The sequence below is a fragment of the Nocardioides jiangsuensis genome, from assembly GCF_019679455.1.
In the GTDB taxonomy this organism is placed as follows: Bacteria; Actinomycetota; Actinomycetes; order Propionibacteriales; family Nocardioidaceae; genus Nocardioides_C; species Nocardioides_C jiangsuensis.
In genome coordinates this window covers 1,151,245-1,177,471 of sequence record NZ_JAIEZQ010000001.1, presented here as the reverse complement: position 1 = coordinate 1,177,471, position 26,227 = coordinate 1,151,245, and the positions used below count along the sequence as shown (strand labels likewise).

Below are 26,227 nucleotides of genomic sequence, written 5' to 3'. Positions count from 1 at the left end.
GCCCCTGCGAGAGGGGTACTGACAAGGACCCCCTGCCCGACCGAACCGCCCGTATGGTCGAGGTCATGGCAGAGGGCAACGACCAGCGGGACGTCCGTGGTGACGTCCGCGCCCAGATCCGGGAGTTCCTCTCCACCCGCCGGGCGCGGATCACCCCCGAGCAGGCCGGGCTGCCCGTGTACGGCGGCGACCGCCGCCGGGTGCCGGGGCTGCGCCGCTCCGAGGTCGCAAGCCTGGCCGGGATCTCCCCGGAGTACATGACCAAGCTCGAGCGCGGCAACGCCACCGGCGTCTCCGACAGCGTGATCGAGGGACTCGCTCACGCCCTGCAGCTCGACGAGGCGGAGCGGGCGCACCTGGAGGACCTGCTCCGCACCGCCGGCACCACCCGTCCCCGCGCCGCCGCCCCGCCCGCCAGCGGGTCCGGTCCACCGTCCAGCGCATCCTGGACTCGATGACCCTGACACCGGCGTTCGTGCTCAACGGCCGGCTCGACATCCTGGCCGCCAACGACCTCGGGGTCGCGCTGTACTCACCGGTCTACGCCGACCCCGCCAGACCGGCCAACAACGCCAGGTTCGTCTTCCTCGACCCGAACGCGACCGAGTTCTTCCGCGACTACGACAAGGCCGCCAACGACACCGTCGCCCTGCTGCGCGCCGAAGCCGGCCGAGACCCCTACGACCGGGACCTCTCGGACCTGATCGGACAGCTCTCCACCCGCAGCGAGGAGTTCCGCCGCGCTGGGCGGCACACAACGTCCGCATCCACACCAGCGGCGTCAAGCTCCTCCACCACCCCGTCGTCGGCGACCTCGACCTGCCCTTCGAGTCCTTCCCTCTGCCCGCCGACCCCCGCCAAAACCTTCTCGCCTACACCGCCGAACCCGGGTCCCCCACCCAGGACGCCCTGAACCTGCTGGCCAGCTGGGCCGCGACCGCCGACAGCCTCGGCGTACCGCAGTCGACCAGCGCCACGGAGGACGGTGTGCCGTCCCCCAAGACCGAATGAAGGACGCAGGCGCCGGCTGCGCGGCGGGTGCGGTGCGCTACGGGCACACACCCGCTGATCGGCAGATCCCGGTAGACGGCTGGGCCGCTACCACTCGGACGCGAACAGGGACACACCCAGTCAGACCAGCCGGCCGAGCAGCGACTCGTCGAGCCGCTCCAGGAGGTCCGCCGGGTCGTCGTACACCTCCGCCGCCCCCGCCTCGCGCAGCTCCGCCTCGGAGATCCCGCCGCAGGTGAGCGCGATGCACGGGAGGCCGGCGCGCTCGGCCGCCTGCACGTCCCACACCGTGTCCCCGACGACGACGGTGCGACCCGGGTCGAGCCCGTGCTCGTCGAGCGCGGCGGTGAGCAGGTCGGGGGACGGCTTGCCCGCGTCGACGTCGGAGGAGGTGGTCGCCCCCGCGAAGCCGTCCTCCGCGCCGATCGCCGGCAGCATCCACTCGAGGTCGTCCTTCTTGCCGCTGGTCGCCAGCACCGCCTTGAAACCCCGGTCGGCGACCGCCGCGACGAGCTCCGCGGTCCGCGGGAACGCGGTGACCTGGTCCCGCAGCGCCTCGTAGCGCCGGGAGTGCGCCTCCTCCGCGGTGTCGTCGGTCTCGCCGAGCAGCCGCTCGAGCAGCCCCTCGCTCGCGATTCCGATCGCGCGGTGGATCGCGGCCATCGAGACCCCCTCGCGGCCGGCGTCGTTCAGCGCCTGCCACCAGGCGAGGACGTGCAGGTAGTTGGTGTCGAGGAGGGTGCCGTCGACGTCGAACAGGACTCCGGGGCTCAGGGTGTCGCTCATCGCTCGTCGGTTCCCCGTTCTCCCGGGCCCATTCCGCGGCCGCCGTACGGCGCCGGGCTAATGCGCCTCGGACTCGGCGAGGGTCTTGAGCCGGGTCATCGCGTCGCGGGTCTGCCTGGGCAGCGTGACCTTGATGATCGGGGTGAAGACCCGCCCGACCCCGTGCGGCCGGATGTCGATGGTGTGGGTGAGCCGGGTGACGGCGTCGGTGGCGCCGGGGGCGGTGACGAAGTCGACCAGCACGTCCATCAGCTTGTCGGTGTAGAGCATCGCCAGGTGTTCCCCGGGGTGGTGGACGGTGATCGCGCCGTCCATCTGCCCGGGCCGTCCGCCGTCCTTGTAGTGGTAGCGCAGGGCGGTGCCCACCTGGTTCGGGCCGTCGGACAGCGTGTCGATCCCGGTGCACCGCGACAGCCACTCCGGCGTCCGGGCCACGTCGTCGAGGATCGCGAAGACCTGCGAGCGGGGGGCGTTGACGTCGACGGCGTGCGAGAAGGTCGGCATGGGCCGAGTATGGACCCGACCGCCCGCCCGCGCGATCCGGACCCGCCGCGGGTCAGGGCCGGGCCAGCCGGAGCCGGGTGATCCAGTACTTCGTCCTCGGCGTCGGCTCGGTGCCGAACCGGGCGTTGACCGCCCACAGCCGGTGGTACGTCGCGGCCGCGGTGGCGGGCACGTCGAGGTCGGGGTGGCGCAGCACGGCGACCCGCTCCGCCGCGGTCCGCCGCGCGTCGAGCTCGAGCGCCACCACCTTGTTGTTCTGGTTGCGGACCACGTAGAGCACGTCGCCCCGCCGCTCCAGACCGTCGCCGTTGACCAGGCGCGCCCCCGTCACCGCGACCTGCCGGGTGACCCCCGTGCGCGGGTTGATCCGGAACAGCTCGCCGTTCACGCTCTGCACGGCCAGCAGCCAGCCGCCGGCGCGGACGATCCCGTTCAGGTTGAAGGCGTCCGGGACCGGCGCGTAGTCACCGGTCAGCTCGAGGGTGCGCGCCGCGGACCGCGGTGGCAGGCGGTCGCTGCGCCTGGGCAGCGGGACCACGGCGAGCTCGGCCCCGAAGGAGTCGGTCGCGTACACGCCGCGCCGGGTGACCGTCAGGTCGTTGACGAACCGGCCGGAGCCGAAGGAGTACCGGGCCATGACCCTGCCGGTGTCCGCGTCGTGGGCGCGGATCTTCCCGGTCGGGCCGCCGGCGACCCAGAGCAGGTCACGGCGCCTGTCGTAGTCGACACCCACCGCCACGCGGCCCTGCTTGCCCTGCCACAGCACGCCGCGCTCCCCCGTCCGCGGGTTGACCTGCCAGAGTCCGCCGTCGGCGAGCGAGCCGACGTACAACGTCCTGCTGTCGGTGGTGATCCCCTCCGGCTGCCACCCCCGCGGGAGATCGATGCGCCGGGGCAGCGGCTCGGCCGCCGCACTCGCCGTCCCGGCCCCGGCCGCCGGAAGCGGTGCCGCCGCCGTGACCAGGGCCAGCACCGCCACCGCAAGACTCCGAGCTCGTCGCATGTCCCGGCCTCCCCGTGCATCGACCACGCCTACCGCACGAGCGTGCGCCCGCGTCGGAGCGAGGGTCAAGGGGGTGGTCACCCGAAGCCGGCGGTACGGCGGACCGGGGCGGGCGCCCTGAGGGCGGGCACGCGGCAACACGCCCGGGAACGACGAACGGCCGGTCCCTCCGGAGATGTTCCGGGGGCCGGCCGTTCGACTCGTCGAGGTGATCCTCGACCTCACGTGCGCGAGGGGGGAGTTGATGGTGCAAGACCGGCAGATTTCCCGTTTTCAGCCTCCAAACCGGGCTCCGGGGACAGGTCGCCGCCGGTGACAGTCCGCTGCAGCTCCGCGAGCGCAACAGGGTCGAGGAACCGCGCCTTGCGGGGGCCGCGGGAGCCGCGCTTCGTGGTGGTCGTCATGGCGTACACCGTACGGCGAGGTGGCGACACTTCCCCGCCAGCGTCGCGGAGCCAACCGTGCCCGGGCGGACGGCCTGAGCAGCTCCCGGGGGGACGGGAGTCAGCTATGGGCACTGGCGAACCCCTCGGGTCACCAGCAGGCGGAGTGGTCGGGGTAGCCGGTGAACGAGGCGGCAGACTGCGGGATGAACAGGTCGTCCGTGAGGAACTTCTTGAACGTTTTCGGTGTCCCGGCCGGGACGTTGGGGTGGTCCTCGATGACTGCACCGCCGACGATGGTCTCCTTATCGTCGCGGAAGACTAGGTAGATCGGGCAGAAATCCCCGACACCCTCGGACGACTGGGCGGTCACGGCAATCTCGGCGTTGAGGACCCGGCCGATGATGTCACCGGTGACGCTGTACGACGTGGAGTAAAAGAACTCTCCGTCCTCCTCGTTGTAGGTGTCGAAGTCGACGGAGAACGCCAGGTCCTCGGTGGAGTACTCATTCAGCGGCACATACCCCCCTACCGGGGTCTGGGTGTACGGCTCGAGGGTCACGTCCACGGTGAAGGAGTCCTCGATGGCTCCATCGGCGTCGAGGAGCTCGACGGTCACGGTCGCGTTGGGGAAGTGCGGGGTCGGGTTGTCGACGATGACTCCCCAGCTTGCGACCGCCCCGTCGATCATGCGGGTGTATCCAGACTCGGTAATGGTGAGGTCGCCGGCGTACATCGGCGTGATCTCTTCCTCAGCCTCTGCGTCGGTGCCGTAGTCGTAGCCTTCCGCGGAGCCTCCCTCGTAGGAGTCCTCACCGATGTCGCCGGTGTCGGTCGCCGGTGGGGCCGGGCGGGCTTGGGTCCCGGTGGGGTCGTCGCTTACGCCGGCGCCCGCGATCGTGAAGCTGGTGACGGCGATGACGACGAGCACTGCGGCCGCGGCCAGCCCCATCCTGGCGTTTCCCGAGAGTCGGCCGAGCCAGCCGCGTACCCAGTCGGTCCCCGTGTCGCGTGCTTGCTCTGGCGCTGGAACGGTGTGGTCTCCCAGTGAGTCGGTCGACGCCTGCTGAGGGCGGGTCGGGGTGGCCGTTCCGCGGAGGATCTGAGCTTTGGCGGCGCTGAACTCGTCGTCGGTGAGGTGCCCGGCGGCGTGCAGTTCGGAGACCCGGCGCAGTTCATCGGGAGCTGACATCGTTCATCTCTCTTGCGGGCTGGGAAGTTGGTGGCGGGAAACGCCTGGTGGTCGTACCGGTTGAACCGGTCACGGGGCGTCGTCGGCAGCTTCCTCGAACTTCTGGTCGAGCCACTTGCCGCATCCCAGGCCCCGCAGCGTCGGGTACAGCTCAGACATCGGCTTGTTCTGCGCCATGAGGTCATCGCTAAGTTCCTGGCACTCGGCGTCCGACATCTGCTCGATCTCGTCGGTGCTGCGGCTGTCCTCGTCTCCCGCCAACGCGACGCCAACGCCGACCCCGGTCGCAACAAGCGCGGCTAGCACGGCCGCGCCAACGACCCGTGCACGCTTTCGCACAGGGCGAGGACCGCCCGCCCGTGACTGTCCGTTGTGGCCAGCGGCGCCGTGAGGGTCAGGAGCGACATCCGGCGCGTCCGACGGGGGTCCCGGCGCGTCCGCTGCGTCAGCAAGCACTCGCGCCTTGGCCTCGGCGTACTCCTCGTTGGTCAGGACACCCGTGCGGTGGAGGTCTTGGAGGTTCTCCAGCTCGTCGGCCAGCCCCACTAGATCCCCCGCCATCGTCAGTCCGCCGCCGACGCCACCACGGCGTCGACCAGCGCACACCCTACGGGCTATCCGGGCCCCACATGGGCGCAATGTCCGGATTCGCAACGTTGGTTCCCACGCGTCGTCGCGCTGAGTGGGTCGTCTGCCAGCCTCCAAACCCGCCTTCGGACTCTCGCCGCCCGTGACCGTGCGGGGCGGCTCCGCGAGCGCAACCGAGTCCGGAAACCGCGCTGCCGCGGGCTCCGCCGTTGTCAGGGTGACCAACGGATGTACGGCTCCCGACGGCTTCACGCGACGTGCTCATCCCCGTGGCCAACTAGCGGCACACAGGCGCGGTGAGGCAGTCAGACATCGAGGGGGGCAGAGCTACGCCTACCCGGTCGGATGGATGAACTCCGACGAAGCGGCGCGTGTCCACCTGCGCTCTCGGTTCTGTCGAGGTCGTGGTCAAGGCGTTGTCCCAGCCCGTGCCGAGGTCCGGACGAACGGGGCTCTGACCGTCCTTCACGTGGAGAAGAACTCTCCCTTCTCCCGTCGGGCGGTCGCTCTGCCCGAGGCGGCCGCCCCGGCCTGGGTGTCGTGGTTCGACGAGGAACGCGAGACCACCTCCCGGCGCACACTCCAACCAACGTCAGCGAACCAACGTCAGCGCGCGGTGTGATGTGGATGTTCTTCTTGCTGCTCATCTTGGCCTCAGGCCGGTAGGGTCCGACGAGCCGTTCGCGGTCGAGCTCCGCCTCGCAGCCGAGCAGGACGCCATGACCCCGATCACCCAGCAGACCCCGTGAACCGCATCCGTGAGCAGGGTGAAGACCCGACGCGGCCCCTCCGCGGTGACCAGGTCGAGATCGGGCATGCGACGACCGAGTATCGGGTGTCCCTCGCCGAGCTTGTAGTGAATGTCCAGGCCCGGACATCGTCGCGGCGTACCCGGCACCGCGGCGCGCACCGGGCTGCTGATCGCTGCCGTCCCGGGCTGCGGCATTCGAACATATGCTCGACCATGCGTCATCATGGTGAGGTGGCAGGCGGGATGGCGCGGCGGAGCAGTTGGGGCACCATGGCTGACCGCGTCGCGTCCTCTGCGCCGATGCCACCGCCACCCGAGGCGCCCTCAACGGTCGCGCGGCTCAAGCACTGCTGGGTAGTCGATGACCGTGGCCGACTGCCGGCACTCCTGTTGGAGTGGCGCCGCACCGAGGCCGGCTTCCGGGGCCGTGTCGTGCGGCCCGTCGAGGACCTCGATCTGGGCTGGATTGTCGTCGAGGAGTGGCTTCCGGCGGAACTCCTCGAGCCCGCCTGAAGCGGCACGACGCACCCACGGCAGTCCGGCCAGAGCCTGTCGCTGTTCTCATTGCCTGGGATTCAGCAGCACCCCTAGCCTGTCGCCATGCCCTATCCGGGGCGCCCCGTGCTGAAGACCCTGCCACAGTTCGCGGGCACCAACGGGCCGAGACCGACGACGGAGCAGCGTGCCGAACTTCTCGCGTTCGTCGCGACGCACTACGAGGCGGGCCGATCACTGCGGCAAATTGCGGAGCTCACCGGCAGGACGCAGACGGCCGTCCGTCGGGCGCTCGACCAGGCAGGAGTGCCGAGGCGGGCGCGGGGCGCCTACCGGGTGCGCGGCGAGGCGTGAAGCAGGCAGGGGCGCGGGGGGCGTATGGCTGCGTCGCATCAGCAGGATCGCGCTGTGCGGGGTCAGCTCGAAACCCTCTGATCTGCGGAAACTCCACCACGGCCTGTGCTGGTGGCGTGATTCCTGGGTGGCCGCGCCCTCCTGATCGGAACGCGCAAGACGGGCAGATCACCTACGACAGGCCGACCCAAGATCCGATGTCTGACCGTTTCGCGTAGCGAGGTCACCTAGGACCCACCGGCGCAATACGGATCCGGTGAAGATGGTCCGCCGTAATGCGAAACGCGCAAGCGACCCCTGCGGACATCCGATGGCCACGCATTAGCCTCCAGCAACGAACCAATCCAGTCGTGTAACCGGCCGTCATTAGTAGGCTCCCCTCTGTGTCAACCGGTGCTCAGGAGCGGAGTGTGGGACTGCCTCTTTCGAGTGGTGGGCGGTCCGGCGTAGCGTCTGGGCTGCGGGTCCGGGAGTGGCTGATCCGAAGTGTCGATGTGCGGGGGAAGGTCGACCGCGCTGGATTCTTGAGACGCCCCGCAGTGCCCTCCCGGGTCCGCGCCCTGGGCTTGTAGGGCGTCGGCGACGAGTTGCTTGTAGATGGCGTCTGAGATCCGTCGCTTGAGGCAGCGGATCGCTTCCTGGGGTTTCTTCCCAGCGGCTCTCTTGCGCCGGTAGTACGCACGGCCCTCGGTGTCCAGGCGCAGCTGGGTGACCGCGGCGATGTGGATCATGTGGTTGACCCGTCGGTTCCCGGCACGTGAGAGACGGTGCCGGTTCTGCTCGCCGGATGAAGCGTCCAGGGGCGCGGTTCCGGTCCACGACGCGAAGCGGTTCCGGTCGGCGAACCGGGCGACGTCGCCGACGTCTGCGAGGATCCGCCCTGCGACGACAGCGCCGACGCCGTGGATGTCCATCAGCCGTGACCCGCGGGCCATGACCAGCGACTTCAGTTCGGCGGTGGCCTTCTTGATCTTCGCCTCGACCGCGATCAGCTCTGCCAGCGCTTCGGCGGCAATGCGACGACGGGTCTTGCCGGCGATGTCACGCGGCCGCACGGTGGCCAGCATCGCCTTGGCCTGGCCGGTGGTGATGTCGCGTTTCGCCTGGCCAGGAAGGAGTTCAGCCAGGAGCGCCTGGAGCCGGCACACCATCTGCACCCGGCGACGCGTCAGTGCCTCGCGTCGGTCGGTCAGCATCCGCAGAGCCTCCAGCTCACCGTCGGCCTTCAGCACTCGCAGGTTCGAGGTGCGCACGGCCACAACAGCAACCGAGTGCGCGTCGAGGGCATCGGTCTTCCGGTTGTGGCCGGTGTCGAAGAGCCGGACCCGGGCGGCGAGCTTCGCCGGCACGTCGACGACCTGCTCGCCAGCCTCGAGAAGCCGCTGCGCCAGCGGGCGCCCGGCACCGTTCGCACCCTCGACCGCCCAGACCCGGTCCGGCCACGCCTTGACATACTTCCGCATCGCCGCGTAGCCGGCCTGGTCGGTGGTGAAGCGACCTGACCCCAGTAGCTGCTCATGCCCGTCGACGACCTCGATGGTCGCGGACAGCTTGTGGGGATCGACCCCGATGATGACCTGCTCCATGCACTGCTCCCGCCTTGGTGCGTACCGATGGGACGGCGAGGTGGGCATTGCTACTACGAGCTGGGCAGTCCCCTCTTGAGCCACGCCTCGTCACGGCGCCCGGCGGGCTGCAAACCGAAAGTGAGCCACACCCGCGAACGGGTGGGCAGCCCAAAAGAGAGCGAACCCGCCGAGCACCTGGACCGAGTCTGGCCAGACGTCGGCCCTACGGGGAGTCTCTAGTAGCCCACTAAGACGCGCCACGTGTCGCTCACGCCACCGGCGTGAGCGATTGTCCTCTCGTCGCAACTATGTCTACTTGACGGTGTCCGCGAAGCCTTGGAGGCGTCGAATCTCTGATGTGAGGAGCCCTACCACGTCCTTGGTCGACACGTCGGCGGGGAGCCGACGGTACTCATAGGCCCAGTGGGTGCCGAACTTGCCAGCTCCCTTGCCGCGCGGCATTAGGAGGGCCCGAAGGGACCGGGTCGCGTCGGTGAAGTCGTACCAGTCGGGGTGGATCTTCTCGCGCAGTTCGTGGGCAGTAACGCCGTCAACATGTGACCCGTACAGCCGGTAGCTGTTGCCTTGGAGCTGCCACCCGAAGATCGTCTTCTCGCCTTCACACCAGCAGGTGATATTGCCAGTGCCGTTGGAGAACCCTGCTTCGGAGTCGAGGCCTGCCTGCGAGATCTTGGGACCGAGGTGGTTTAACAGTGCGCTGACGCGAGCCTTCTGAACGATCGTCCCTGCGCGGGCATCGTTGATGACCTTCCGCGTGCCCTTGGGGAAAAACCACGGTTCGTCCAGGTGTGTTGCCGGGTCGACCGCTGCTGCGAGGACGACGAGCTGCCGAAGCAGGTTCACCTCGTGCAGGACCAGTTCGCGGTCGAATCGATCGTCTATCTCAGCGTGGGCGGCTTCAAATACCTCCGCAAGGTCCGTCAGTGACAACCAAGTCCACCCTCGTGGCACGGCGCTCGGTTTGTGGAGCGAGATGAGCACGTGTTCGCCCGGGTCTTCCCATGCTTTGGCGATAGCGTCGGAGTACTCGGTGAGTTGGTCGGCTGCGGGGATAGCTCCGATCTTCACTTCTATCCAAAGGCGGCTGGACTCCGTGTGGAGGTAAAGATCGATCTTCTGCTGCTTCTTCTGACCATTGGCCAGAATCCGGTCGGGAAGACGAACCTCACGCTCGACAACCAGGTTCTCGTCGGCACCTCTCAGACCGAGTCCGGTGACCAGCACGCGTGCAGCAGCGGGGTGTTTGCGACTCAACCATCGAATCAGATTGGTGTGGAACAGCTCTCGGCTGGCCATCGAGGCGTGGAACAGCGGCTCTTCGTCTAGAGTGCGAACGGCGTCGGCGAGGTTGCTGGTCACGTCAGCACCCTAGAGAGACATCCAGCGTCTGTGGACAGAACGACACGGCGTCTCGCTCGTCTCCTGGCTAGCGCTTCGGCCGCGACCAGGCTGGTGATTCCAGCCTTCACACGAGCTGGTGCGCACTGGCGGAACCAGCCTTGTACGTGCTCAACGTCGCTTCTCCTACGGTCAGTGAGCCCTGGTGGTCCGGGAACCCAAACCGGTCAGGTGAGCCAGCGACCGGACGTGGTCTAGCGAGGTGCGTCTTGCCGCCGCCTGTCTGCGTCGCTCGGGCCCGTCAATATCTTTCGGACGGAAGGCCGACAAGTGCTGAACAATCAAGCCGCCTTTCCTCCCACTCAGATCTCCGGCGTGCCCGAGTACATCCGGATGAACGCCTCGTAGGCCTCGCGCGTCTCGTCGTCCTCAAAGACGGGCTTGCTCTTGGCAGGTTCGATCACTTCATGAGTTTCGTCGCGCACACCCTTCACCTGTGTGTCGCGAGACCACGTGCGCACATCGGTGTCGATAGCAGCCGCGCCAAAAATGTCCATTCGCGTCGAGGTCGGGTCGCCGTTGACCCAGTTGATCTTCTCGCCCAACACCCATGACCAGCATGCCCAGCCGGCGCGCTGCAGCGCGTCGTTGAGCACGCGGGCCTTCACTAGGAGACTTGACCCACCGAGGTGGCCGTGGCCGTCGGTGGCAAACATGACAATCTCCTCGCCCACCAACCACGCGTACTCTGACTCCACCGGCCCTAGGCCCAGTCGCCCAGCCGAGGCGTGCCGTGGTGGCGCAAGCCTCGCGCCAAGCAGGCCTATGGTTGTTGGCGAGGGCAGCAGCGTGCGCGGCAGGTCCGTGGCAGAGAGGTCACGGTCAGCTTTCGCCGTCGACCCGTGCGTCGTCAGCGCGATCGGCGCGGACGGGAAGGACTCCTTGCTGGGTACGACCCAGCCCGGCGCTTGGCCATCGGTATCGCCGTCGAATCTGCGCTCCTCATTCGAGGTGGCAAGCCACTCGGACCACGGATCGCCTGCGGGATATTCGCGGAACCAGCCCGGACCCCAGTCCGGTGGGGTGGGCATCCACAGTCCCATCCAGTTCTTGCCCGAAGCCCAGGTCGCGACCTCGTCGAGGTGCTCGGCGCGGACGAAGTAGGACTGCGTGCGGAACCACATGTCATGGCGGTGAGGCTCGCGGGCGGACGGCGCCTTGTCGCGTTCCCACGAACTGTGGGACTCCAGCACGACCCACCGCTCACCGTCGGCGTCGGTGCAGGAGAGGAGATCGGGAAAGGCAGGGATGTCGCTCTCGTCGTTCAACCATTCCACGTCGGCGGGAATGGTCGTGCGCAGTGCGGACGCGTGGTGGGTGCGCCACCACGGTTGCCCGTCTCCACGCTCGAGCTCGAGCAACCGTGCGCTAGTCGACCCGGGTGGCGGGGTGTCGCCCCGGATCGCGATCGTCGGGTCGATGTCGTCCGCGGAGTGCAGTTGCCAGGGGTTGCGGTACTCGGCGGCCTCACCGCCGAACCGATGGACCGTGCAGTGGTCGGTGAGGACCCCGAGCAGTTCGTAGTAGGCGGTCCAGAGGTGCTTCTTGCCCAAGGTCTCGAGCTTGTCCTCACCCGGAAGACGCGACCGGTGCGGTTCGGCCGGCCCGCCGAGCGCCTCGGGGATCCACCCGAGTTCGAGGGTGCGGGCGATCAGCCAGCGCACCAGCAGCTCACCGTCCATGTGGACCGGGTCGGTCGAGCGTCGGCTGCGGTCCGCCTGGTCGAGGGTCCGCAGGTGCTGCTCGGCTCCTTCGGGAAGCGTGTCGATGACGGCTTGGCGTGCGGAGCGCCGCCGCGCAGGCCGCGTGATATCGACGGGTTCCCCCTCAGCGGCCTTGACCTCCTCGATCACCTCCGCGGGGTCCCGATCGCCTAAGAGCTGCTGTAGTGAATCCAACGTCTTGGCGCGCAGGCGCCGGGCACGCGCCTTCCGATTCGCGATCAGTCGGCGCTGGTCTGGCGGTACGAACTCCTCGCCAACTCCACGCTTGATCAGCTTCTCCCGGAAGTCGTATCCCATGGGAGACCCGGTGAGGTAACGGTCATTCGGGTCGCCGAGCAGTAGGGCTACCTCCTTGCGCGTCGGGGCTGTCAACGGCCAGCCACTCACGGCGAACTGAAGCTCGGGGAGGTCTTCGGGACGCGACACCAGGTCCCGGATCCGGACAAGGGCTCGTTCGCTGTAGTAGCGAATCAGCAGGTGCGTGGTCGGTCGAGCGTCGTGCAATGCCACTACCGCTCCTGCGAGAGCGATGAGAGCGTCGTCGTCGGTGTTCGTGGCGTCGAGGCGCGTGACGTGGCCGTACGTGACGGCGTGCAGGCGTTCGACGATGTACCAGTCGTCGATGGAAACGAACTCGTTGAGCAGCCAGACGAGGTCGCCTGTGTGGGCGTCCAACACGTTGATGAGCGCCTTGGTCGAGGAGTCGCGCAGCCGAGGCGAGGTCGAACCGAGGAACCACGTGAGCTGCTGGGCGACCAGCCGGCGTACCGGCTCCGTGAGTGCGCGGCCGGGATTCCATGCCCAGTCCACGAGCCGCGCGACCGGATTGCCGTCGACGCCCCACAGCGCGTGAACAGCGACGTACCACCCGAAGTGCCGAGTGGTGATGTCGCGCGGTCCCAGCTCACCGCTCATGAACGCTGCATTGAGCGGATGCCCCGGGGTGCACGACACGTGCAACAGAGCGCCGACCCAGTCGTCGTTCTCGATGTCGTGCCTTAGAACGGCTTCGCGAGCCACCTCGACGGTGCGCGGCGTGATCGAGGACGCCTGACGCCACGCCAAGGAGTCGAGGTGAGCGGTGGCCAGTTCGTACCTGACGTAGGGACTCAGCCGGTCCTCTTCGAGCTGGGCCACGTTCCGACCATCGGCGTCTCCCGCGGCGCTCTCATCGGCACCGTCCCCGGCACCCTCCCCCTCTTCCTTCTTGTCCGGCGCGAGCAGGTCGATGAGCTCCACACCGAACCGTTCAGGCACCAGAGCGCACAAGGCGGCGGTCACTCCGAGCCACGACCACGCCTTCGGCCCGGACAGACGCGAGCCGAGGGCGCGCGCCAGTTCGTCACTCGCGGACGCCTGTGCGAGCAGGTCCTGGGCGCGCAGGTAGTCAGTCAGTCGCTGAAACGTGACGCGCACCTGCTCACCGCCATCGCGAGACTTCTCCCGCAGGAGGATCCCCTCGCTGCACAGGGCGTTCAGAAGGCTCCTGCTGGCGCGGCCCCCGTCGTCGTGGATGGCCCTGCAGATGCAGCGGGCCTGCCGAAGAGGGACCGCCTCGGACCCGCTCGTGTTCATCACGCGTGCGAGGTCCTGCACGGCCCTGACCACGATGTGCTCTCCGGGGTCGCGATCAAGCCTGTCGCGGCTGCAGATGGCGTTGTCGACGTCGTTGAGCAGACCGTCGAAGATCCAGGCCTGGCCGCGGTCCAGGGTCGGGATGGTCGTGACCCCGTGCCCACGCGCTGAACGGCACACCGACTTCAGCAGCAGGGGGTTGGAGAACTCCGGGTGATAGCCGGGAACTGCGGGAAGGTCGAGGCCGTAGTGTGCGGCGTACCGCTCCAGCGCGAGGCTCTCGCGACCCTCGATCCCCGGATGGACGAGGCGAGTGACTAGGTCCGAGTCGTCGGCAAACCCGTCGGGAAGCACGACGTTCTCGTAGGTGTCGCGGACGCTAAGGATGACTGCCACTCGCGGGTGCGCCCGAATGTCGGCTCGAAACCCGGTGGCCCGGCTGTGCCACAGGTCGCGTCCCGCACCTTCGTTGACGGCGTCGACGACTATGAGCGCTCGCCCGCTTCGGTTGACGAGCGCTGCTGATTCGAGTCCTTGCAGCAGGTCGGAGCTGTCGTAGTTGAAGTCCATGCTGGTCAGGACCTCCGACCACACCGACGACCCTGGGGCGAGGTGCTGTCCGAGCGCCAACAGGGTCGGCTGTTCCTCCTCGAGCCGCGCCGCGCAGTGTGAAGCCAGCGTGTGCGACTTGCCGGACCCGGCACCGCCAACGAGAAGCACCGCGCCCGTCGTCGCGGCTCGTGCCTGGTCGCCAACGCACAGAGCGCGCGCCCTACGTGCGCTGTCGACCGCCCGCAGGGCCACGTCAGTGACCTCGTGGATCGACGGAACCGGTGCCGTGCCCGGCTGCGGGGCCTGTACCCGGTCCGTGAGCTCCCTTCTCGCCTGGTCCAAGCCGTGCTCGAGCCGGTCGATCAGGTCTGCAGCGCTGCGTTCCAGGCGAGCGAAGTCCGGCGCGAGCGCGTCCTGAAGAAGCAGCCTGGCCGCGTCACGCTCGTCGGCAAACCTTGCGGCCGCGGTGCGGATCGGCTCGCTGTCGACACCTGCCCGGCGAAGGTAGCTCGCGCAGGTGCCCGCATCCTCGGACGCTTGCCGCAGAGTGCGGCCCAAACGGTCGACGAAGCGATTGTTGAGCACAACCGCATCAAGCACGTCGTCGACCTGGGAGCCCACGTCGGTGTCTGGCTCGTAACGATCGCCGAGATTTGTGATCGCGCGGTTCACCACCGAAGCGCAGACGTCGTGGCCCAGGAACGTGTGGTCGAAGAAGTAGCGAAGTGTGCCGGCGTTCTTGGCCAGCGTGATCGCCTGCACCACTTCTGATTCGCCGCGGTACTCGATTGCCACCTCGATCCCGCGATCGCGGGCATGCTGCTGCCAATCGGCGACGTAGTCTTCCCACTTCTTCAGCGCGCTCGTGCCGATTGCTCCGGCCGGCCGGTTGACGGGGACGACCAACAGGTAGCGAGTGATGTCGGGCTCGTTGGCGATCGCGTCCTTGAAGGAATCGCCCATCTGGCGGAACGCGCTGGCGCTTAGGCTGAACAGGTACTTGGCCTGCCATGCCCACCGCTCGCGGCGACCACCGAGCTCGAAGGCGCAGGAGAACTCGATGCCGCCGTCAGGGGTGCCTCGTCGCTCCCATACGGCGTCGTGCGGGATCTGGTCCATGTCGCCGGCGAGCTGGAAGGCGAGTTCTTCCCAGGCGCGGTCCTGATGCCCTCCGTGCTCTCGAATCTCTCGGAACCGGACATTGGGCAGCGGTCGAAGATCCCGCGGCATCACCTGCGACCTCGCAGCGCACATCGTCGCGTCGGCCTGGTGAGCGGAGTCTGGAGATCCGGCACCTGGTGGCGCAGCAACAGTGCCCAACCGGAAACGAGAACCACCCCCATCGGAACGCTCCAAACAGTGACCCGTGAAGCCTAACGATCGGTGAGTCGGGCATGTTGGATCCGCGACCGATCATGGCCGGTTGACTGGCGCTCCGCCCTGTCGCCCGGATCTGTCGCGATAAGCGTGTCTATCCGCCGCCCGTGACCTAGCCAGGCCATGGCTGACAACCGTCTCCGCTTCAGCCGTGCATGAGACTCATCAGAACAGTCCTCCATGGGTCTTCGGCCCTGAGCAACAGCACGTATGACTCGGTGAAGGCGCAGTTCGGAACCCCCGAGGCGCCATCCTCCGCCTCCGGTGGTGCGGTCCTGGCTGCAGGTCGGGCTGAAGCCTGTCCTCACCATCGTGTGATCACGCGGTCGGCCACCGCTGCTGCAGATAGTCCAACAGCTCCTGGCCCGAGAGCTCGTGGGTGGCGTTGCCCAAACGAGTCATGAAGACGGGCTTAGGGTCTTTCGGGCTCTTGGCGAAAACTGGTTTGGCAGCCGGTCCGACGTCGATCTTCAGCACCAGCTTGTCCTCGATCGTGGCTGGCTGGATGTCAAGATCGGCGGCGGTGAGTTTACCCATGCTGTCGGCCACGGCCTTGGTGAACCACAGCATCCAGCCGTCAAGGTCGTGCTTGTGGACGAACGGCAGGTCACCTTCGATGCCCACGACGGTGCCGTCATCGGCGACTCCGACGATCGCGCTCCCTCCATATGCGTTGGCGAAAGCAGCGATAGTCTTGAGCAAACTCCACTCGATGGCAGGGTCCTTGTCGCCTGTGAAGGTGTTGAGTCGACCCGTTGACTTGAATTCGATCACCTTGGTTTCGCCCTGCTGGATCATCTCCGCGATCACTGCGGCGGGATCGCTGCTGCCGGCAGCTTGGGCCGCGAACGGGTTGTCGCTGCCGTCGGAGGCACGGTTGACCGGCTTGCCCATAGCCTCCTCGATCTGCTTGACGAGCCGCTCGAACCGGTGAGTGAAGAAGGCAGGAAAGTTGTCATCGCGCAGATGATGGGGTGCGATGTCGTGGCTGCGGAGGATGGCGTCAAGCTCGGCCTCGGAGATCTTGTCGGACTTCTCAATCGAGGCGAGGTAGGCGCTGGGGGCGTTGCCGCCGATGCGCCGATTGGTGTGGGCGTCGATAGCCGACTTATTGACCACACTGTCGATCAGACGAGCGTCGACGTTGTTCTTGCTGCCCCACTTCTGCGGAAAAATGTGGTGGATGTCGATGGCGTCATCGGCATGGGCGTGAATGTCGATCGTGGTGCCGGTGCGGAAGTCTCGGCCGCCGCGCTTCATCTGCAAGGCGTAGAGCCCCTTGTACGCCGCGCTGCCGCGAGTGCGAAGGCTCAAGAGTCGCGCGGCCTGGAACTGGGCCTCTCGCACGGTACGCGGTTCCGCCTCAGGGTCCTCGACCCACGTGAGGATGTCAGGGAGATCGAAGGCGAAGCGGGTCTCCGTGGACCCGCCGTACATCTCGCCAAAGACACCGCACCAGAGCCAACGGCGCAGCAACTCGCGGACTCCGAAGGAGTCGGCGTCCGACTCCAACCGCGCAATGGCCGCGGCCAGCGGCACGATCTGCGTAGGGTACGGGACGTCATTGCTGGTGAAGATGTGCTCGCTATGCAGGAACGGGACAACCCGCTCGATCGCCTTGGTCGCGATGTCGGCCCATTGCTGGTAGTCCTCAAGTGCTAGCCGCAGCACGTCCTTCCGTTTGCACGACACTGCTGGCGCCACCGCCGCGTCGGAGTTCTTCACAAGGAACGCTTCGCGACGGGCCAACGTCGCCAGCAATGTGACAACCTGCAAGAAGTCAGTTTCCCGGAAGCGGCCCAAGACGCCGTGCTGGTCGAAGCGCGATTCCCGGTCTGCCCAGTCATCTCGAAGATTGAAGTCGTCGGCGGCATAGGTGGCGGTCAGGAGTTCGAAGACGGTAAGCGACACACCACCCGTGTTGACCTTTTCGAACACTTGACACACGGCTTCTTTGGGGGTGGCCTTGATCAGTTCGATGACCGGCACCTGATACTGGACGAACGCGTTGATGATGCCCTCGTTGAACGCCATCCATGTGGCCAGCCGGTCCGAGGACTCCCCCGGGCCTTCGCTGAGGTACTTCAACTGCCAGGCCATCGTCTCGGTGTAGTCCAGCACCGCTGCCAGCGGGAAGTGTTCCTTAGCAATCTCCGCGTCCCGGGTGGAAAGGTCGAGCTGGACCTCGCCTCGGAAGTTCTTCACCTGCCCATCGGCGGGGACCGACACGATGGCGTCCTCCCGGTCCGCGGCAGGGTCGAGGGCAGCCCTTATGTCGACGTAGTAGAGCCGCTCCATCTTCTTGTTGCGGGCGTCGCGGGTGGGCACGGGTCGACCGGACTTCAACACCAGGTACAAGGAGGTCGCGCGCTGCTGTCCATCGAGAAGCAGCAGATCAGGTTCCTTCTGCTGGGTCCCCTCGACACCCTCCAGTGGCCGAGGGCGGAACTTCACCTCGGGGTTGCCGGTCTGCAGCGTCATCACAGCACCGATCGGGTAGGACAGGGAGATCGAGGCCAGCAGGCTGCGGATGCCGTAGTCGTCCCACACCCAGCCGCGCTGGAAATCGGGCAGCTGGAGCGCTCCACTGTCGGCCTGGCCGAGCAGTTGGGCGAGCGGCACTTCGTCGCTGGTGAATTTCTTGTCCATGAGGTGGAGATCCCCCGACTGGTCTCGACTCGCGCGGGTGTTTCCAGCGAACCTAACAAAGCGGGCCCACTTCGGGGACCGGGTTGGAAGGGAAACAGCACCTGGGGCGCACCGGGTCTCGGTGAGGGGAGCTCTCACTCACCGGCGACCATGGCGCTGATTATCGCCTCGCGAGCCATTGGGCTCTCAGTCCAAGGTGCGAGAAGCACGCGTCATTCCGCCGCTTGAAGGCGCCGCCCGCCGCGGTCTGGGTGGCAGCCGGGACTCAAAACCTAGGTCTTCTGCGCTCAACCCACCGCCAAGCCGGCGCGAGGGTTCCACTCGAAAGTCACGAGCAGTCCTTCGACGCCTCCCGGTCCTAGCCGGCCTTTCACATCAGTGGACGTAATGGCTTTCAGTTGCCAGCCCTGAGCGCCGTACGAGTTCAGTAGGTGCTCGAGCTCCTGGCCAGACATCTTGCCGCCGATCATTCGTGATCGAACTTCTACGACCTTGTTGGCGTAGTGCGGGGTGTTCGCCGTCATGAAATGACTAAGCCCAGGTCCCCGCTTCTCGATGATTCCATCGGTATAGTCGACAGCCGGATCACCTCGTCATTGTGATCGGATGCATCCGCGCTCGCCGCGGCAGCCGCGTCATTCCACCACGACGGTGCGTCGCAACACGCCCCTGGGAGTTTGACGCACGACAGTCAAGCCCCGAATATTCTCGAATAGGACAAATTGCTCCCTCTAGATGGCGAGAATGACGATGGGTGAGAATCCACGCGGCGAACCCCCTGCAGGGACTCTGAGCCCCGACGGCGCTTGGCGCTGGCAAGACGGCCAATGGGTTTCGACCACCGATGACGGGGATTCTCTGCGCGTCCGACAGGAGCAAGAAGCGGGCCGTAAGCGCAAGCATGGCTGGTTGCCGCGACGCAAGATTCTCGTTCTTGCTGGCGGGGCAGCCCTGGTTGTCCTGGCGATAGCGCTCACGGCAGTCCGCGGCGGTGAAAGCGCAGGAAGTCAGGCCATCGAGGCTCGTGGGAGTTTGGTCATAGTCGGAGGCGGTGGATACACCACGTACGACCCCTGCCACGGCATTAGCGGCGGCGGCTACATCGTTGACCCCTTCGATTACACGGATTTGCGCGACGGTACGCCGGTTAAGGTCCTCGACGCCTCTGGAACCATCATCGGCACTGGATCCCTCGGCCCTGGTGATTACGTGAAAGACAACGGCGTCAACGGCGGAGACGGGTGCCGCTTCCGGTTCACGGTCCCACTTGATTCCAAGAGTTCGCACTATCAGCTCGTGATCGGTGACCGCCCCACCTTCGACTTCGAAGATCCATCCGATCTCGACCTGGTCGTAGGGCCCCACTGAGCCCGTGCGCAGCAGAGAAGTCGCCTACGCGCGTATGGCAGGTCACGGCACCCGTTGATCCTGATCGCCTGGTGTCGCGGCGACTTCCCGACTGCGCTTCAATCGAGATCTGCTGCCCGTCATGAGCAAAGTCATGAGCCGCTTCGGCCATGCAGGTGACGCTGGATAACTTGCACGTCGACATGACGCGTAGGTGCTCGGCGCGTCGTTTTCGATGGCAGAAGACACATTGGCGCGGGCATAGAGGAAGCCAACGGTTCTAACGTCGTCGGCCGCTCGTGCTTTGATCGGACGTGTCCAGTCCTACGATCCGCCGAGTTTCGGCCGTACGCGGTAGAGCACGGGATGTCCCTAGTTCTTGACGGCGTGGAGGACAAGCACTTCAAGGGCTGGCATTGCCACGTGGAGGACTGGCGGACAACTCGACCGGCATGTGCGCCGCGAGAAGATGGGCACCCGACCTGTGCGACCTAGGTTTTTCCGCCGCGCATGGCCCCAATGGTGCTAGCCCCACGTGATCCCTAGGACGCGAGGTGTGGGAGCCGTTCGCCGAGCGGTTAGTTCGATTAGTTGCGATATTGCGATAGGGGCCGTCGCATGGGGGGCAGTCCGTGCCGGCTGCGCCAATCCTGGACGGCCTTGTCGTCCTCTTCGATGTGGTCGGAGAAGTAGTCGCCGAGATCCTCATTCCGGTCTTCGACCGCCAGGGCGTACTCCTGAACAGCGTCAGGTCGTGTTGGAAGCGGAGCGTCGGTCAGGTGCGTGGCAAGAACATCTCGCGCGTGCTGAACCAGATTCACGGCAATGGAACGCGCACTGTCGGGGTGCCAGCCCTGGTCAATCTGAGTTCCGGGGTTCGACCGAAAAGGGAGGTCGTACGCGTAACGGATGATGCTGAGCAGAGCCTCCATCTCAGTACGAACCGCGGGGCGCAGAAGAACTGTGTGAGCCTCGAGTGTCGCGATCGAGGCATTATGCTCCCGCCGCCGCATCTTCAACGCTTCGTAGTCAGCGTCGGACGCACGTGAACTGGAAGTCCGCCGGTCGACGGCCGCGTAAGCCGGTATCAGGTCGACGAGCTTTGCGAGCTCCTCGTAGCATGCTTCGGCCGCCTGCCTAGACCGAGCATCTGCCTGATCACGTCGTCGCTCGGATCGTCCAAGCCGTGAGTTCACAAAGGCGTTCACGGCGTTGCCCGCGGCCGGCGCGAGAAGACCAGCCACGAAGGCCAGCGCCAACGAGCCTGTATCGAGAAGCCACCCCATTGTCCATCCCTCAATAGTCGATGTGTTCACACTCCGTGAAGGTAGAACCTTCTCCAGATACTGCTCGGCTGTCACACACCGGCACGGAACGGGACTCGAAGCATGGCCTGCCCGCAGGACATCTTAGGTGGGGACTGACCGCGCATTGTCCAGGCCGAGCCACCACTCGCTATCGAAACGGGTTCGGCTGCAGCACCATCGTGAATCAGAGATTCACCCGCTACTCGTGCACAGGCGAAGCGGCACACCGATCTAGAACGACAGCCCGGAGCTCCGCTTCTTCTCAGCGTGTGGCTGTCTCCCGGCGTGCGTCATTCCGCCGCGTTGGGGCCGTCAGGTAAGTGAATCCTCGCGATCATTGCGTCCTAGCCCGGGTCGTCGCACTTGTCCTCTTCACGCTCCGGCTACCGCTGCCCTCCATTGAGCTATTGCAGGACTGCATCCGGTGTCCCATGTCCGCCCAAGCCACGTCACCGCCACCGTCAGGCAGCGGGCGCGTACGCTCGGCCTCCCGCCGCCAGGCTTTGCCTCGGGCGTAGGCACAGCGCGTCTCTTCGCCGAGGCTGATCCCGAGCATCAGAGGGGTGAGTCAAGTTTGGCCCTCCATCGACTTCCCAGCGAGTTAATGTGACGCGCACAAGTGACGAATCGGGAGGAACTGATGTTAAAGCTGTTTTGAAATTTGCCGATGGCGAGGAAGTGGAAGATGACGAACGCTTCGAGACCGAGGAGGAAGCCGAGGAATACGGCCTCGTCATGCTCAGCAACTGCAACACCGGTGCCGAGGTGTTGCACATGTCCAATCCGGGGGACTACCCGCTCGACGATGACGACGCGGATCCCGACATCGTGGTCGTCGAGGTCTGAGTGAGTCGCTATCAGCAGCATGGAGCATGCCAGCGAGTAACAGCACTGCGCGGACCTCCGCGGTCCCTCAGCGATCGAGTCACCGCCTACGCGGCCCCTGCCATGGCTGTTGAGCTCTTCGACTGGTGGCGTCATCCCGCCACACGTGGCGCTCGAGCGGCACGGCAAACGATCTGGCATGTCGATCCGCGCGTGACGCGACCAGAGGGGTCCCTATGCCCAAAGGTCGTAAGCCACCTGCCGATCCGAAGAACGGTTACCCTCGTAATCAGCCCCAGCCTCTCCGCTCGCGCTATCCACAGGCAAAGGGCGCCTTCGACGGCTCATCGCGCAGGTGGCACTCCTGCGAGACAACGTCCGATAGTCGCCCCATCCATTCGCCGGGTGGATCGAGCTCGCTGCAGCCTTCAACTCCCCTAGGTGATGATTCCGCTTACGCTTCGCCACCCCCGCTCGGCGATTCGGTTGCGTGCTGCGTTGCCAATGCTGGCTCGAGCAACTTCGTGATGGGACCGCCCGCTTCTTCCGCACGCGGGTGCTACCTCGCCTGTCCTGACGCACTGGGTCTCTGCCGCAGCGACAGCCGGCAGGTGGACGATCCCATCCGCCTGCTTAATCAGCCGGCCAAATGAGATCGCCTGCGTTGGCGCGAGTCAAAGCGTCATCGCTCCAGTAGCCACGTCGCAGGGATTAGTTTCACAGTCGTCGTCATCGCCTTCGATGTAGCCCGTTCCTTTGCTCATGCCATCACCACATCCGGCGCACCACGACCATTCGGTCTCTCCGTCTTCTGAGACCTGTACGTCCGCCATACCTTCCCCATTGCATTCATCGCAGAGGTAGTAGTGCTCGTCGTGTTCGATTGCCATCGTGCTCCTCGGAGTGTTAGTGGCGGCAGTTCACCGCGCGTGTGCCGAGACTACGTCGGGGAATCCGTTGGGTGGAGAGTCCCGCGGTCTTCATCCAGGGGAAGTTCGTCTGCAACGCTGCATGAAGCACCTGCGTCATAGCGCCGCGTGCGCTCGGAATTCCGGGTCAGCGAATGAACGCCGCATCCTCGACCTTAAGCGGTAGCGGTGGAACGGAAGAGGACCCGTCAGCCAAGAGGTCGTCTGCGGTTTGGGTACACGAAGTAGATGACGCCGTGGGCTTGAAGGTCCGGACGCAGGCCGTACGTCCGTTGGACGCTGTGCCAGGTCTGGCGCAGCGGTCGGTTCGTGGCACTTACGCGGTGCAGGGTGGCCTTGTTGTTCCACACCGACACGATCGCCCCGGCAGTCTCGCCGTTCAGCCCTGCCTCTGCGAGTCCTTCGCGGGCGAGGCTGAGTATCGGCTTCCACCACCAGTCCGTGAACTCGCAGTAGTAGGCGTCCTCGAAGAGGTGGCACCTGCGATGGTCGCCGGGGCCAGTGCAGCGGGCCCGCCAGCGCTCCACGCACGTCGGATCTGCGGCCTCGCACTCCTCGGCGCTCTCACGGCCGCACAGCAGACAGTGACCCGCTGGGATCTTCCTCTCGCGCCATGCCTCGGGTGGGTACGGATTCGCATCAAGCTCGTCGTGAGCCGTGAACTCGAGGCAGACGAGGCACTCGTCGCCGACCGGGTCCGGAAGGGTCGCGGCGACGTCGTCCCGCGACAGCTCGATGCCGCATCGGGTCACCGAGTCGGCCGTGCCCGGGAAGCAGCCGGCGCGCAGCACGTGGCAGGCGTCGTCGACGTAGGTTGTCGCCCAAAGCAGCATCAGCACACCCTTTACCTTCTGGTTATGGCTTCGAGACATGTTGGTTGCAGGAACCGCACGCGGAGCGGGCCACAAAGGTAGGAGAACGCCTGCGACTTGTCCTGCGATCTTCTAGCAATGCTGCCGGGGATGATTTTGGAAGTTTCTCGTCCCCATATCCGCACGGTAGGCATCTGCGCTCGACTCCGCGCCGCGTCTTCTTTAGCCGCTTCAATCCTGCTCAGGTCCCTGTCTCGCTGGGAGTAGGGCCGCAGGCGCCGATCGTCGCGGCTTCTCTGCGCCGCCGAATTTAGGGTCGGCGGATACCCATACGACAACGCCAAGGCAGTGATGCTGCCAGGATTCGGCAATGCGCATCGTCGCCTGGAACTGCAACGAGCGGTTCGACCGCAACTACCTGTACCTTCGCGACCTGGACTTCGACGTCGCGGTGGTGACCGAGTGTGGGCCATTCGATCCAGGGATGGACGAGACACGGGAGGTCACCTCGGTGCTCAAGCTCGGAGTCGACCAGCCCGGACATACCAAGCACATCGGTGTGCTCGCGCGCAGCCCCTGGCGTGTTGAACCTCTGCCGCTCGCCGCAGACCAACCATGGCTCCTGCCCGCGAGAGTCACTGGACCAGCCGACTTCACCGTGCTCGGTGTTTGGGCGCTCGGTCGAGAGTGGGTCGAGAGAGGCATCGACTATGCGATGCAGACAACACGCGTTGTTGCCGAAGTCCTCCCCACGATCGACGGCCCGGTCGTTCTTGCAGGGGACCTCAACGCCCCGATCCTGTCGAGCCCTGTCGACGCTCGCCGGCACGCAGAAAGCGTCACCCGCCTACAGGCCCACGGGCTGGTGAGCGCATTCACCGCAGCACGCGGAGATGCCGATCCACTCACTGAGCCCACGTTGTTTCACCAATGGAAAGCAGAGCAGCCGTTCCACGTCGACCACGTGTTCATTCCGAAAGAGTGGACGAGCGGGATCGGACTCAGGGTCGGAACCTACAGCGAGTGGGTCGCCACCAAGCGCTCGGACCACGTGCCGGTGATTGTCGATCTGTCGCTGCCCGGAACGCCTCAGTAGCCCAGGGGACCAATCAGAAGTGACTTCTCGGCGCGCACCTTCCGCCGACTCTTCAAGAGCGCCGACACCTTCGTGAGCCCTTAGTTGTAGCCGGTCGGGTGCGTCTTACCGCCGCTTGCCGGCGCGGCTCGACTTTCACGGAGCAGATGAGCGGACGGTTCGTAGCGGCTAACCGGTTGCGACCTGGACGGCGTTCAGGATGCTCGACAGGCGGGGCGGGTGGGCCATCTTCAAGTCTGTGAGATCGCTGGGCAGGAACCAGCGAAGATCGTCGTGCTCCTCGGGTGCGGCGTTGACAGGTTCCCCTTCCCAGCGGGTGACGAGGAACGCGTGCATGTCGAGGGTGGGGTCGCTGACCGTCATAGGAATGGGCAGGGGGTGGTGGACGTGGACACCGAGTTCTTCGAGGCATTCCCGACCGACGGCCTGGTGAGGCAGCTCGCCTGACTCGACATGTCCGCCGACGAGGTCCCAGCAGTTGGGATACCACCGACGCGATGGATGGCGATGCACCAGGAGCACGAGACCGTCGCGCACAAGTGCAGCGACTGCGATCGGAGTCTTGGCGACCATGGCGGCAGACTATCCATCACTCTCATGCCGCTGGTCGCCATTTTGGCCGATCCTTCCTGGCGGCCTGTGTGTCTGATCCATCGGACGAGGCCCCTCGGCGAAGCTCGACGTCGAAGCGGTCCCGCCGGGCAGTCGAATAGGTTGTGTCTCGTGGCGGAATCACACGAACAGACGACGAGTTCGCCCACGGACAATCCTGTGGACCCGAGCCATGCATGGCTGGAACTCGCTCCGGACTACGAGCGGGCCCGCACCAGGGAGGACTCGCTGGACCGACTCGTGGAGTGGCCCGCGCAGCGAGACCTTCTGGGCGATGTCGCCGGACGGTCGGTACTCGACCTCGGTTGCGGCAACGGAGGCAAGCTCGCTGAGCTGGTGCGAGACGGCGCGGCTGCCTCCGTCGGTGTCGATGTCAGTGGCAACTTCCTCAGTGTCCCGGTCCCTGGCTTGGAACTGATCCAAGGCGATCTCAATGAGTTGGATGCCGTGCCGGGGCTTGCGGGCCGTACGTTCGACCGGATTTTGTTCCTGCAGTCTTTCGGGTACGCGAAGGATCCAGTCCGCACTCTGCAGACAGCGCGCGCGATGTTGGCTGATGATGTATTCATCCTGCTGACCAAGACGCAACCGATCCGATACGCCGTCGAACAGGCCGAACGAAACCGGACCTCCTTGGGCGAGGAGTACTTCTCCACCGCGCGGTTCTCCTACCGCAGCGGTTGGAACGAGCAGATAACCCTGACCAAGCGTCGCTACACCATCGCTGACCTGATCAACGTGTTCAGTGCTGCAGGGCTGTGTATCGAGACCGCGATCGAGCCTCAACTTTCCGAGGACGCCCGAGGCCGCTATCCGCACAAGCAGGCCTGGATGAACAAGTACCTCGGCATCCTGGTCTTCAAGCTCCGGCCCCATCCCGGGCAGTAGCCAGTGGTGGCTCCGGGCTAGCCAGATGCTCGCAACGTCCGCATCAGCCGCATTGGGGAATGTGAGGAGCCGGTAGGAAGTGCGCGATTCCGCCGCCTGTCGCCCACCGCGAGCGAATCTCTTGGCCGTTGTACTAGACAGGGAACCAGTGTTTTCATTCACGCTGATGTCCATGAAGGACACATGGACGATGTCGGAACTAAGGACCAGCCTCGCTGAGTTCGAGCGTGACCTCCGCGGCGCCGGCCTCAGCAAGAACACCGTGAACACTTACGTCGATCGCTCGGAGCGTTTCCTGCGGTACTTGGTCGGCGAGTACCGCCCAGGCCGATAACGCGCTCGGCATTCGCTGGCCCGACCGGCAGCCAGATAGCGACACCCGGCACACGAACACGTCCCACGTCATACCGCCGCGACAGCTTCGCCGGCTTGCCTCAGCGAAAGCCCGGTGGTTTCCCAGGGACACGAGAAGGTCCGGAA

23 protein-coding genes and 2 pseudogenes are annotated in these 26,227 nt (G+C 65.9%); 9 read left to right on the top strand and 16 right to left on the bottom strand.

The window, feature by feature from the left end:
• Nucleotides 1-65: 65 nt before the first annotated feature.
• The 3 genes and pseudogenes from K1X13_RS19605 (at nt 66) to K1X13_RS19595 (ending at nt 1,011) form a co-directional block, all read left to right on the top strand.
• A complete protein-coding gene (locus tag K1X13_RS19605) occupies nt 66-458 on the top strand; it encodes a helix-turn-helix domain-containing protein (protein ID WP_308249404.1) in 393 nt (130 codons plus the stop codon).
• Nucleotides 455-700: pseudogene (locus K1X13_RS19600) on the top strand (MmyB family transcriptional regulator); the annotation flags it as partial. The gene K1X13_RS19605 and the pseudogene K1X13_RS19600, both read left to right, overlap by 4 nt.
• A gap of 65 nt (nt 701-765) precedes the next feature.
• Nucleotides 766-1,011: an MmyB family transcriptional regulator gene (locus tag K1X13_RS19595; protein ID WP_308249461.1), complete on the top strand. Its 246-nt coding sequence runs from the start codon at nt 766-768 to the stop codon at nt 1,009-1,011.
• A gap of 120 nt (nt 1,012-1,131) precedes the next feature.
• On the opposite strand, the gene K1X13_RS05440 is transcribed toward K1X13_RS19595, so the two are convergent.
• The 7 genes and pseudogenes from K1X13_RS05440 to K1X13_RS19825 form a co-directional block, all read right to left on the bottom strand.
• The gene (locus K1X13_RS05440) at nt 1,132-1,797 is read right to left on the bottom strand and encodes an HAD family hydrolase (protein WP_221023964.1); all 666 of its coding nucleotides are present in this window, start codon (nt 1,795-1,797) and stop codon (nt 1,132-1,134) included.
• A 57-nt stretch (nt 1,798-1,854) separates the two neighbouring features.
• Nucleotides 1,855-2,301 carry an SRPBCC family protein gene (locus K1X13_RS05435; protein WP_221023963.1) on the bottom strand — a complete coding sequence of 149 codons (447 nt, stop codon included), beginning with the start codon at nt 2,299-2,301 and terminating at the stop codon, nt 1,855-1,857.
• A 52-nt stretch (nt 2,302-2,353) separates the two neighbouring features.
• Entirely contained in the window at nt 2,354-3,304 is a 951-nt protein-coding gene (locus K1X13_RS05430; RefSeq protein ID WP_221023962.1) for an NHL repeat-containing protein, read from the bottom strand.
• Nucleotides 3,305-3,525: 221 nt separating this feature from the next.
• A complete protein-coding gene (locus tag K1X13_RS05425) occupies nt 3,526-3,708 on the bottom strand; it encodes a hypothetical protein (RefSeq protein WP_221023961.1) in 183 nt (60 codons plus the stop codon).
• A 130-nt stretch (nt 3,709-3,838) separates the two neighbouring features.
• Nucleotides 3,839-4,879: an SHOCT domain-containing protein gene (locus K1X13_RS05420; protein WP_221023960.1), complete on the bottom strand. Its 1,041-nt coding sequence runs from the start codon at nt 4,877-4,879 to the stop codon at nt 3,839-3,841.
• A gap of 69 nt (nt 4,880-4,948) precedes the next feature.
• Complete coding sequence (locus K1X13_RS05415) at nt 4,949-5,425, bottom strand: SHOCT domain-containing protein (protein ID WP_221023959.1); 477 nt, start codon at nt 5,423-5,425, stop codon at nt 4,949-4,951.
• Nucleotides 5,426-5,932: 507 nt separating this feature from the next.
• A pseudogene (locus tag K1X13_RS19825) lies at nt 5,933-6,049 on the bottom strand (DUF2188 domain-containing protein); the annotation flags it as partial.
• A gap of 163 nt (nt 6,050-6,212) precedes the next feature.
• Between K1X13_RS19825 and K1X13_RS05405 the strand changes: the two are divergent.
• Nucleotides 6,213-6,731, top strand: a complete 519-nt coding sequence (locus K1X13_RS05405) for a hypothetical protein (RefSeq protein WP_221023957.1) — start codon at nt 6,213-6,215, stop codon at nt 6,729-6,731.
• Between the two features lie 108 nt (nt 6,732-6,839).
• The gene (locus K1X13_RS05400) at nt 6,840-7,067 is read left to right on the top strand and encodes a helix-turn-helix domain-containing protein (RefSeq protein WP_221023956.1); all 228 of its coding nucleotides are present in this window, start codon (nt 6,840-6,842) and stop codon (nt 7,065-7,067) included.
• Nucleotides 7,068-7,453: 386 nt separating this feature from the next.
• On the opposite strand, the gene K1X13_RS05395 is transcribed toward K1X13_RS05400, so the two are convergent.
• The 5 genes from K1X13_RS05395 to K1X13_RS05375 all read right to left on the bottom strand — a co-directional run bounded on the left by K1X13_RS05395 (nt 7,454) and on the right by K1X13_RS05375 (nt 18,455).
• Entirely contained in the window at nt 7,454-8,653 is a 1,200-nt protein-coding gene (locus tag K1X13_RS05395) for an IS110 family RNA-guided transposase (RefSeq protein WP_221023955.1), read from the bottom strand.
• Nucleotides 8,654-8,947: 294 nt separating this feature from the next.
• Nucleotides 8,948-10,015: a PD-(D/E)XK nuclease family protein gene (locus tag K1X13_RS05390; protein WP_221023954.1), complete on the bottom strand. Its 1,068-nt coding sequence runs from the start codon at nt 10,013-10,015 to the stop codon at nt 8,948-8,950.
• A 341-nt stretch (nt 10,016-10,356) separates the two neighbouring features.
• Nucleotides 10,357-15,135, bottom strand: a complete 4,779-nt coding sequence (locus tag K1X13_RS05385) for an NACHT domain-containing protein (RefSeq protein ID WP_221023953.1) — start codon at nt 15,133-15,135, stop codon at nt 10,357-10,359.
• A gap of 465 nt (nt 15,136-15,600) precedes the next feature.
• Nucleotides 15,601-17,931 (bottom strand): GmrSD restriction endonuclease domain-containing protein, encoded by a 2,331-nt coding sequence (locus K1X13_RS05380; RefSeq protein WP_221023952.1) that lies wholly within the window; start codon nt 17,929-17,931, stop codon nt 15,601-15,603.
• A 287-nt stretch (nt 17,932-18,218) separates the two neighbouring features.
• Nucleotides 18,219-18,455, bottom strand: coding sequence for a DUF4177 domain-containing protein (locus K1X13_RS05375; protein WP_221023951.1), 237 nt, complete (start codon nt 18,453-18,455; stop codon nt 18,219-18,221).
• Between the two features lie 220 nt (nt 18,456-18,675).
• Here K1X13_RS05375 and K1X13_RS05370 point away from each other — a divergent pair, with 220 nt between their 5' ends.
• The gene (locus K1X13_RS05370; protein WP_221023950.1) at nt 18,676-19,299 is read left to right on the top strand and encodes a hypothetical protein; all 624 of its coding nucleotides are present in this window, start codon (nt 18,676-18,678) and stop codon (nt 19,297-19,299) included.
• 566 nt (nt 19,300-19,865) lie between these two features.
• Here K1X13_RS05370 and K1X13_RS05365 read toward each other — a convergent pair.
• On the bottom strand, nt 19,866-20,639 hold the full coding sequence (locus K1X13_RS05365) for a hypothetical protein (RefSeq protein ID WP_221023949.1): 774 nt from the start codon (nt 20,637-20,639) through the stop codon (nt 19,866-19,868).
• Between the two features lie 552 nt (nt 20,640-21,191).
• On the opposite strand from K1X13_RS05365, the gene K1X13_RS05360 reads away from it, so the two are divergent.
• Nucleotides 21,192-21,431 carry a hypothetical protein gene (locus K1X13_RS05360; protein ID WP_221023948.1) on the top strand — a complete coding sequence of 80 codons (240 nt, stop codon included), beginning with the start codon at nt 21,192-21,194 and terminating at the stop codon, nt 21,429-21,431.
• Nucleotides 21,432-22,084: 653 nt separating this feature from the next.
• On the opposite strand, the gene K1X13_RS05355 is transcribed toward K1X13_RS05360, so the two are convergent.
• Nucleotides 22,085-22,300, bottom strand: a complete 216-nt coding sequence (locus tag K1X13_RS05355; protein WP_221023947.1) for a hypothetical protein — start codon at nt 22,298-22,300, stop codon at nt 22,085-22,087.
• A 227-nt stretch (nt 22,301-22,527) separates the two neighbouring features.
• Nucleotides 22,528-23,172 (bottom strand): hypothetical protein, encoded by a 645-nt coding sequence (locus K1X13_RS05350; protein ID WP_221023946.1) that lies wholly within the window; start codon nt 23,170-23,172, stop codon nt 22,528-22,530.
• A gap of 349 nt (nt 23,173-23,521) precedes the next feature.
• Between K1X13_RS05350 and K1X13_RS05345 the strand changes: the two genes are divergently transcribed.
• Complete coding sequence (locus K1X13_RS05345) at nt 23,522-24,247, top strand: endonuclease/exonuclease/phosphatase family protein (protein ID WP_221023945.1); 726 nt, start codon at nt 23,522-23,524, stop codon at nt 24,245-24,247.
• 168 nt (nt 24,248-24,415) lie between these two features.
• Here the strand turns inward: K1X13_RS05345 and K1X13_RS05340 are convergent, their stop codons facing one another.
• Nucleotides 24,416-24,820 carry an NUDIX domain-containing protein gene (locus tag K1X13_RS05340; protein WP_221023944.1) on the bottom strand — a complete coding sequence of 135 codons (405 nt, stop codon included), beginning with the start codon at nt 24,818-24,820 and terminating at the stop codon, nt 24,416-24,418.
• A gap of 150 nt (nt 24,821-24,970) precedes the next feature.
• Between K1X13_RS05340 and K1X13_RS05335 the strand changes: the two genes are divergently transcribed.
• Entirely contained in the window at nt 24,971-25,747 is a 777-nt protein-coding gene (locus K1X13_RS05335; protein ID WP_221023943.1) for a class I SAM-dependent methyltransferase, read from the top strand.
• Nucleotides 25,748-26,227 lie beyond the last annotated feature (480 nt).

Coding starts and splice junctions, on each gene's coding strand:
- K1X13_RS19605 (WP_308249404.1), top strand. CDS start 66: ATGGCAGAGGGCAACGACCAGCGGGACGTCCGTGGTGACGTCCGCGCC.
- K1X13_RS05440 (WP_221023964.1), bottom strand. CDS start 1,797: ATGAGCGACACCCTGAGCCCCGGAGTCCTGTTCGACGTCGACGGCACC.
- K1X13_RS05435 (WP_221023963.1), bottom strand. CDS start 2,301: ATGCCGACCTTCTCGCACGCCGTCGACGTCAACGCCCCCCGCTCGCAG.
- K1X13_RS05430 (WP_221023962.1), bottom strand. CDS start 3,304: ATGCGACGAGCTCGGAGTCTTGCGGTGGCGGTGCTGGCCCTGGTCACG.
- K1X13_RS05425 (WP_221023961.1), bottom strand. CDS start 3,708: ATGACGACCACCACGAAGCGCGGCTCCCGCGGCCCCCGCAAGGCGCGG.
- K1X13_RS05420 (WP_221023960.1), bottom strand. CDS start 4,879: ATGTCAGCTCCCGATGAACTGCGCCGGGTCTCCGAACTGCACGCCGCC.
- K1X13_RS05395 (WP_221023955.1), bottom strand. CDS start 8,653: ATGGAGCAGGTCATCATCGGGGTCGATCCCCACAAGCTGTCCGCGACC.
- K1X13_RS05385 (WP_221023953.1), bottom strand. CDS start 15,135: ATGCCGCGGGATCTTCGACCGCTGCCCAATGTCCGGTTCCGAGAGATT.
- K1X13_RS05380 (WP_221023952.1), bottom strand. CDS start 17,931: ATGGACAAGAAATTCACCAGCGACGAAGTGCCGCTCGCCCAACTGCTC.
- K1X13_RS05375 (WP_221023951.1), bottom strand. CDS start 18,455: ATGACGGCGAACACCCCGCACTACGCCAACAAGGTCGTAGAAGTTCGA.
- K1X13_RS05370 (WP_221023950.1), top strand. CDS start 18,676: ATGACGATGGGTGAGAATCCACGCGGCGAACCCCCTGCAGGGACTCTG.
- K1X13_RS05355 (WP_221023947.1), bottom strand. CDS start 22,300: ATGGCAATCGAACACGACGAGCACTACTACCTCTGCGATGAATGCAAT.
- K1X13_RS05350 (WP_221023946.1), bottom strand. CDS start 23,172: ATGCTGCTTTGGGCGACAACCTACGTCGACGACGCCTGCCACGTGCTG.
- K1X13_RS05345 (WP_221023945.1), top strand. CDS start 23,522: ATGCGCATCGTCGCCTGGAACTGCAACGAGCGGTTCGACCGCAACTAC.
- K1X13_RS05340 (WP_221023944.1), bottom strand. CDS start 24,820: ATGGTCGCCAAGACTCCGATCGCAGTCGCTGCACTTGTGCGCGACGGT.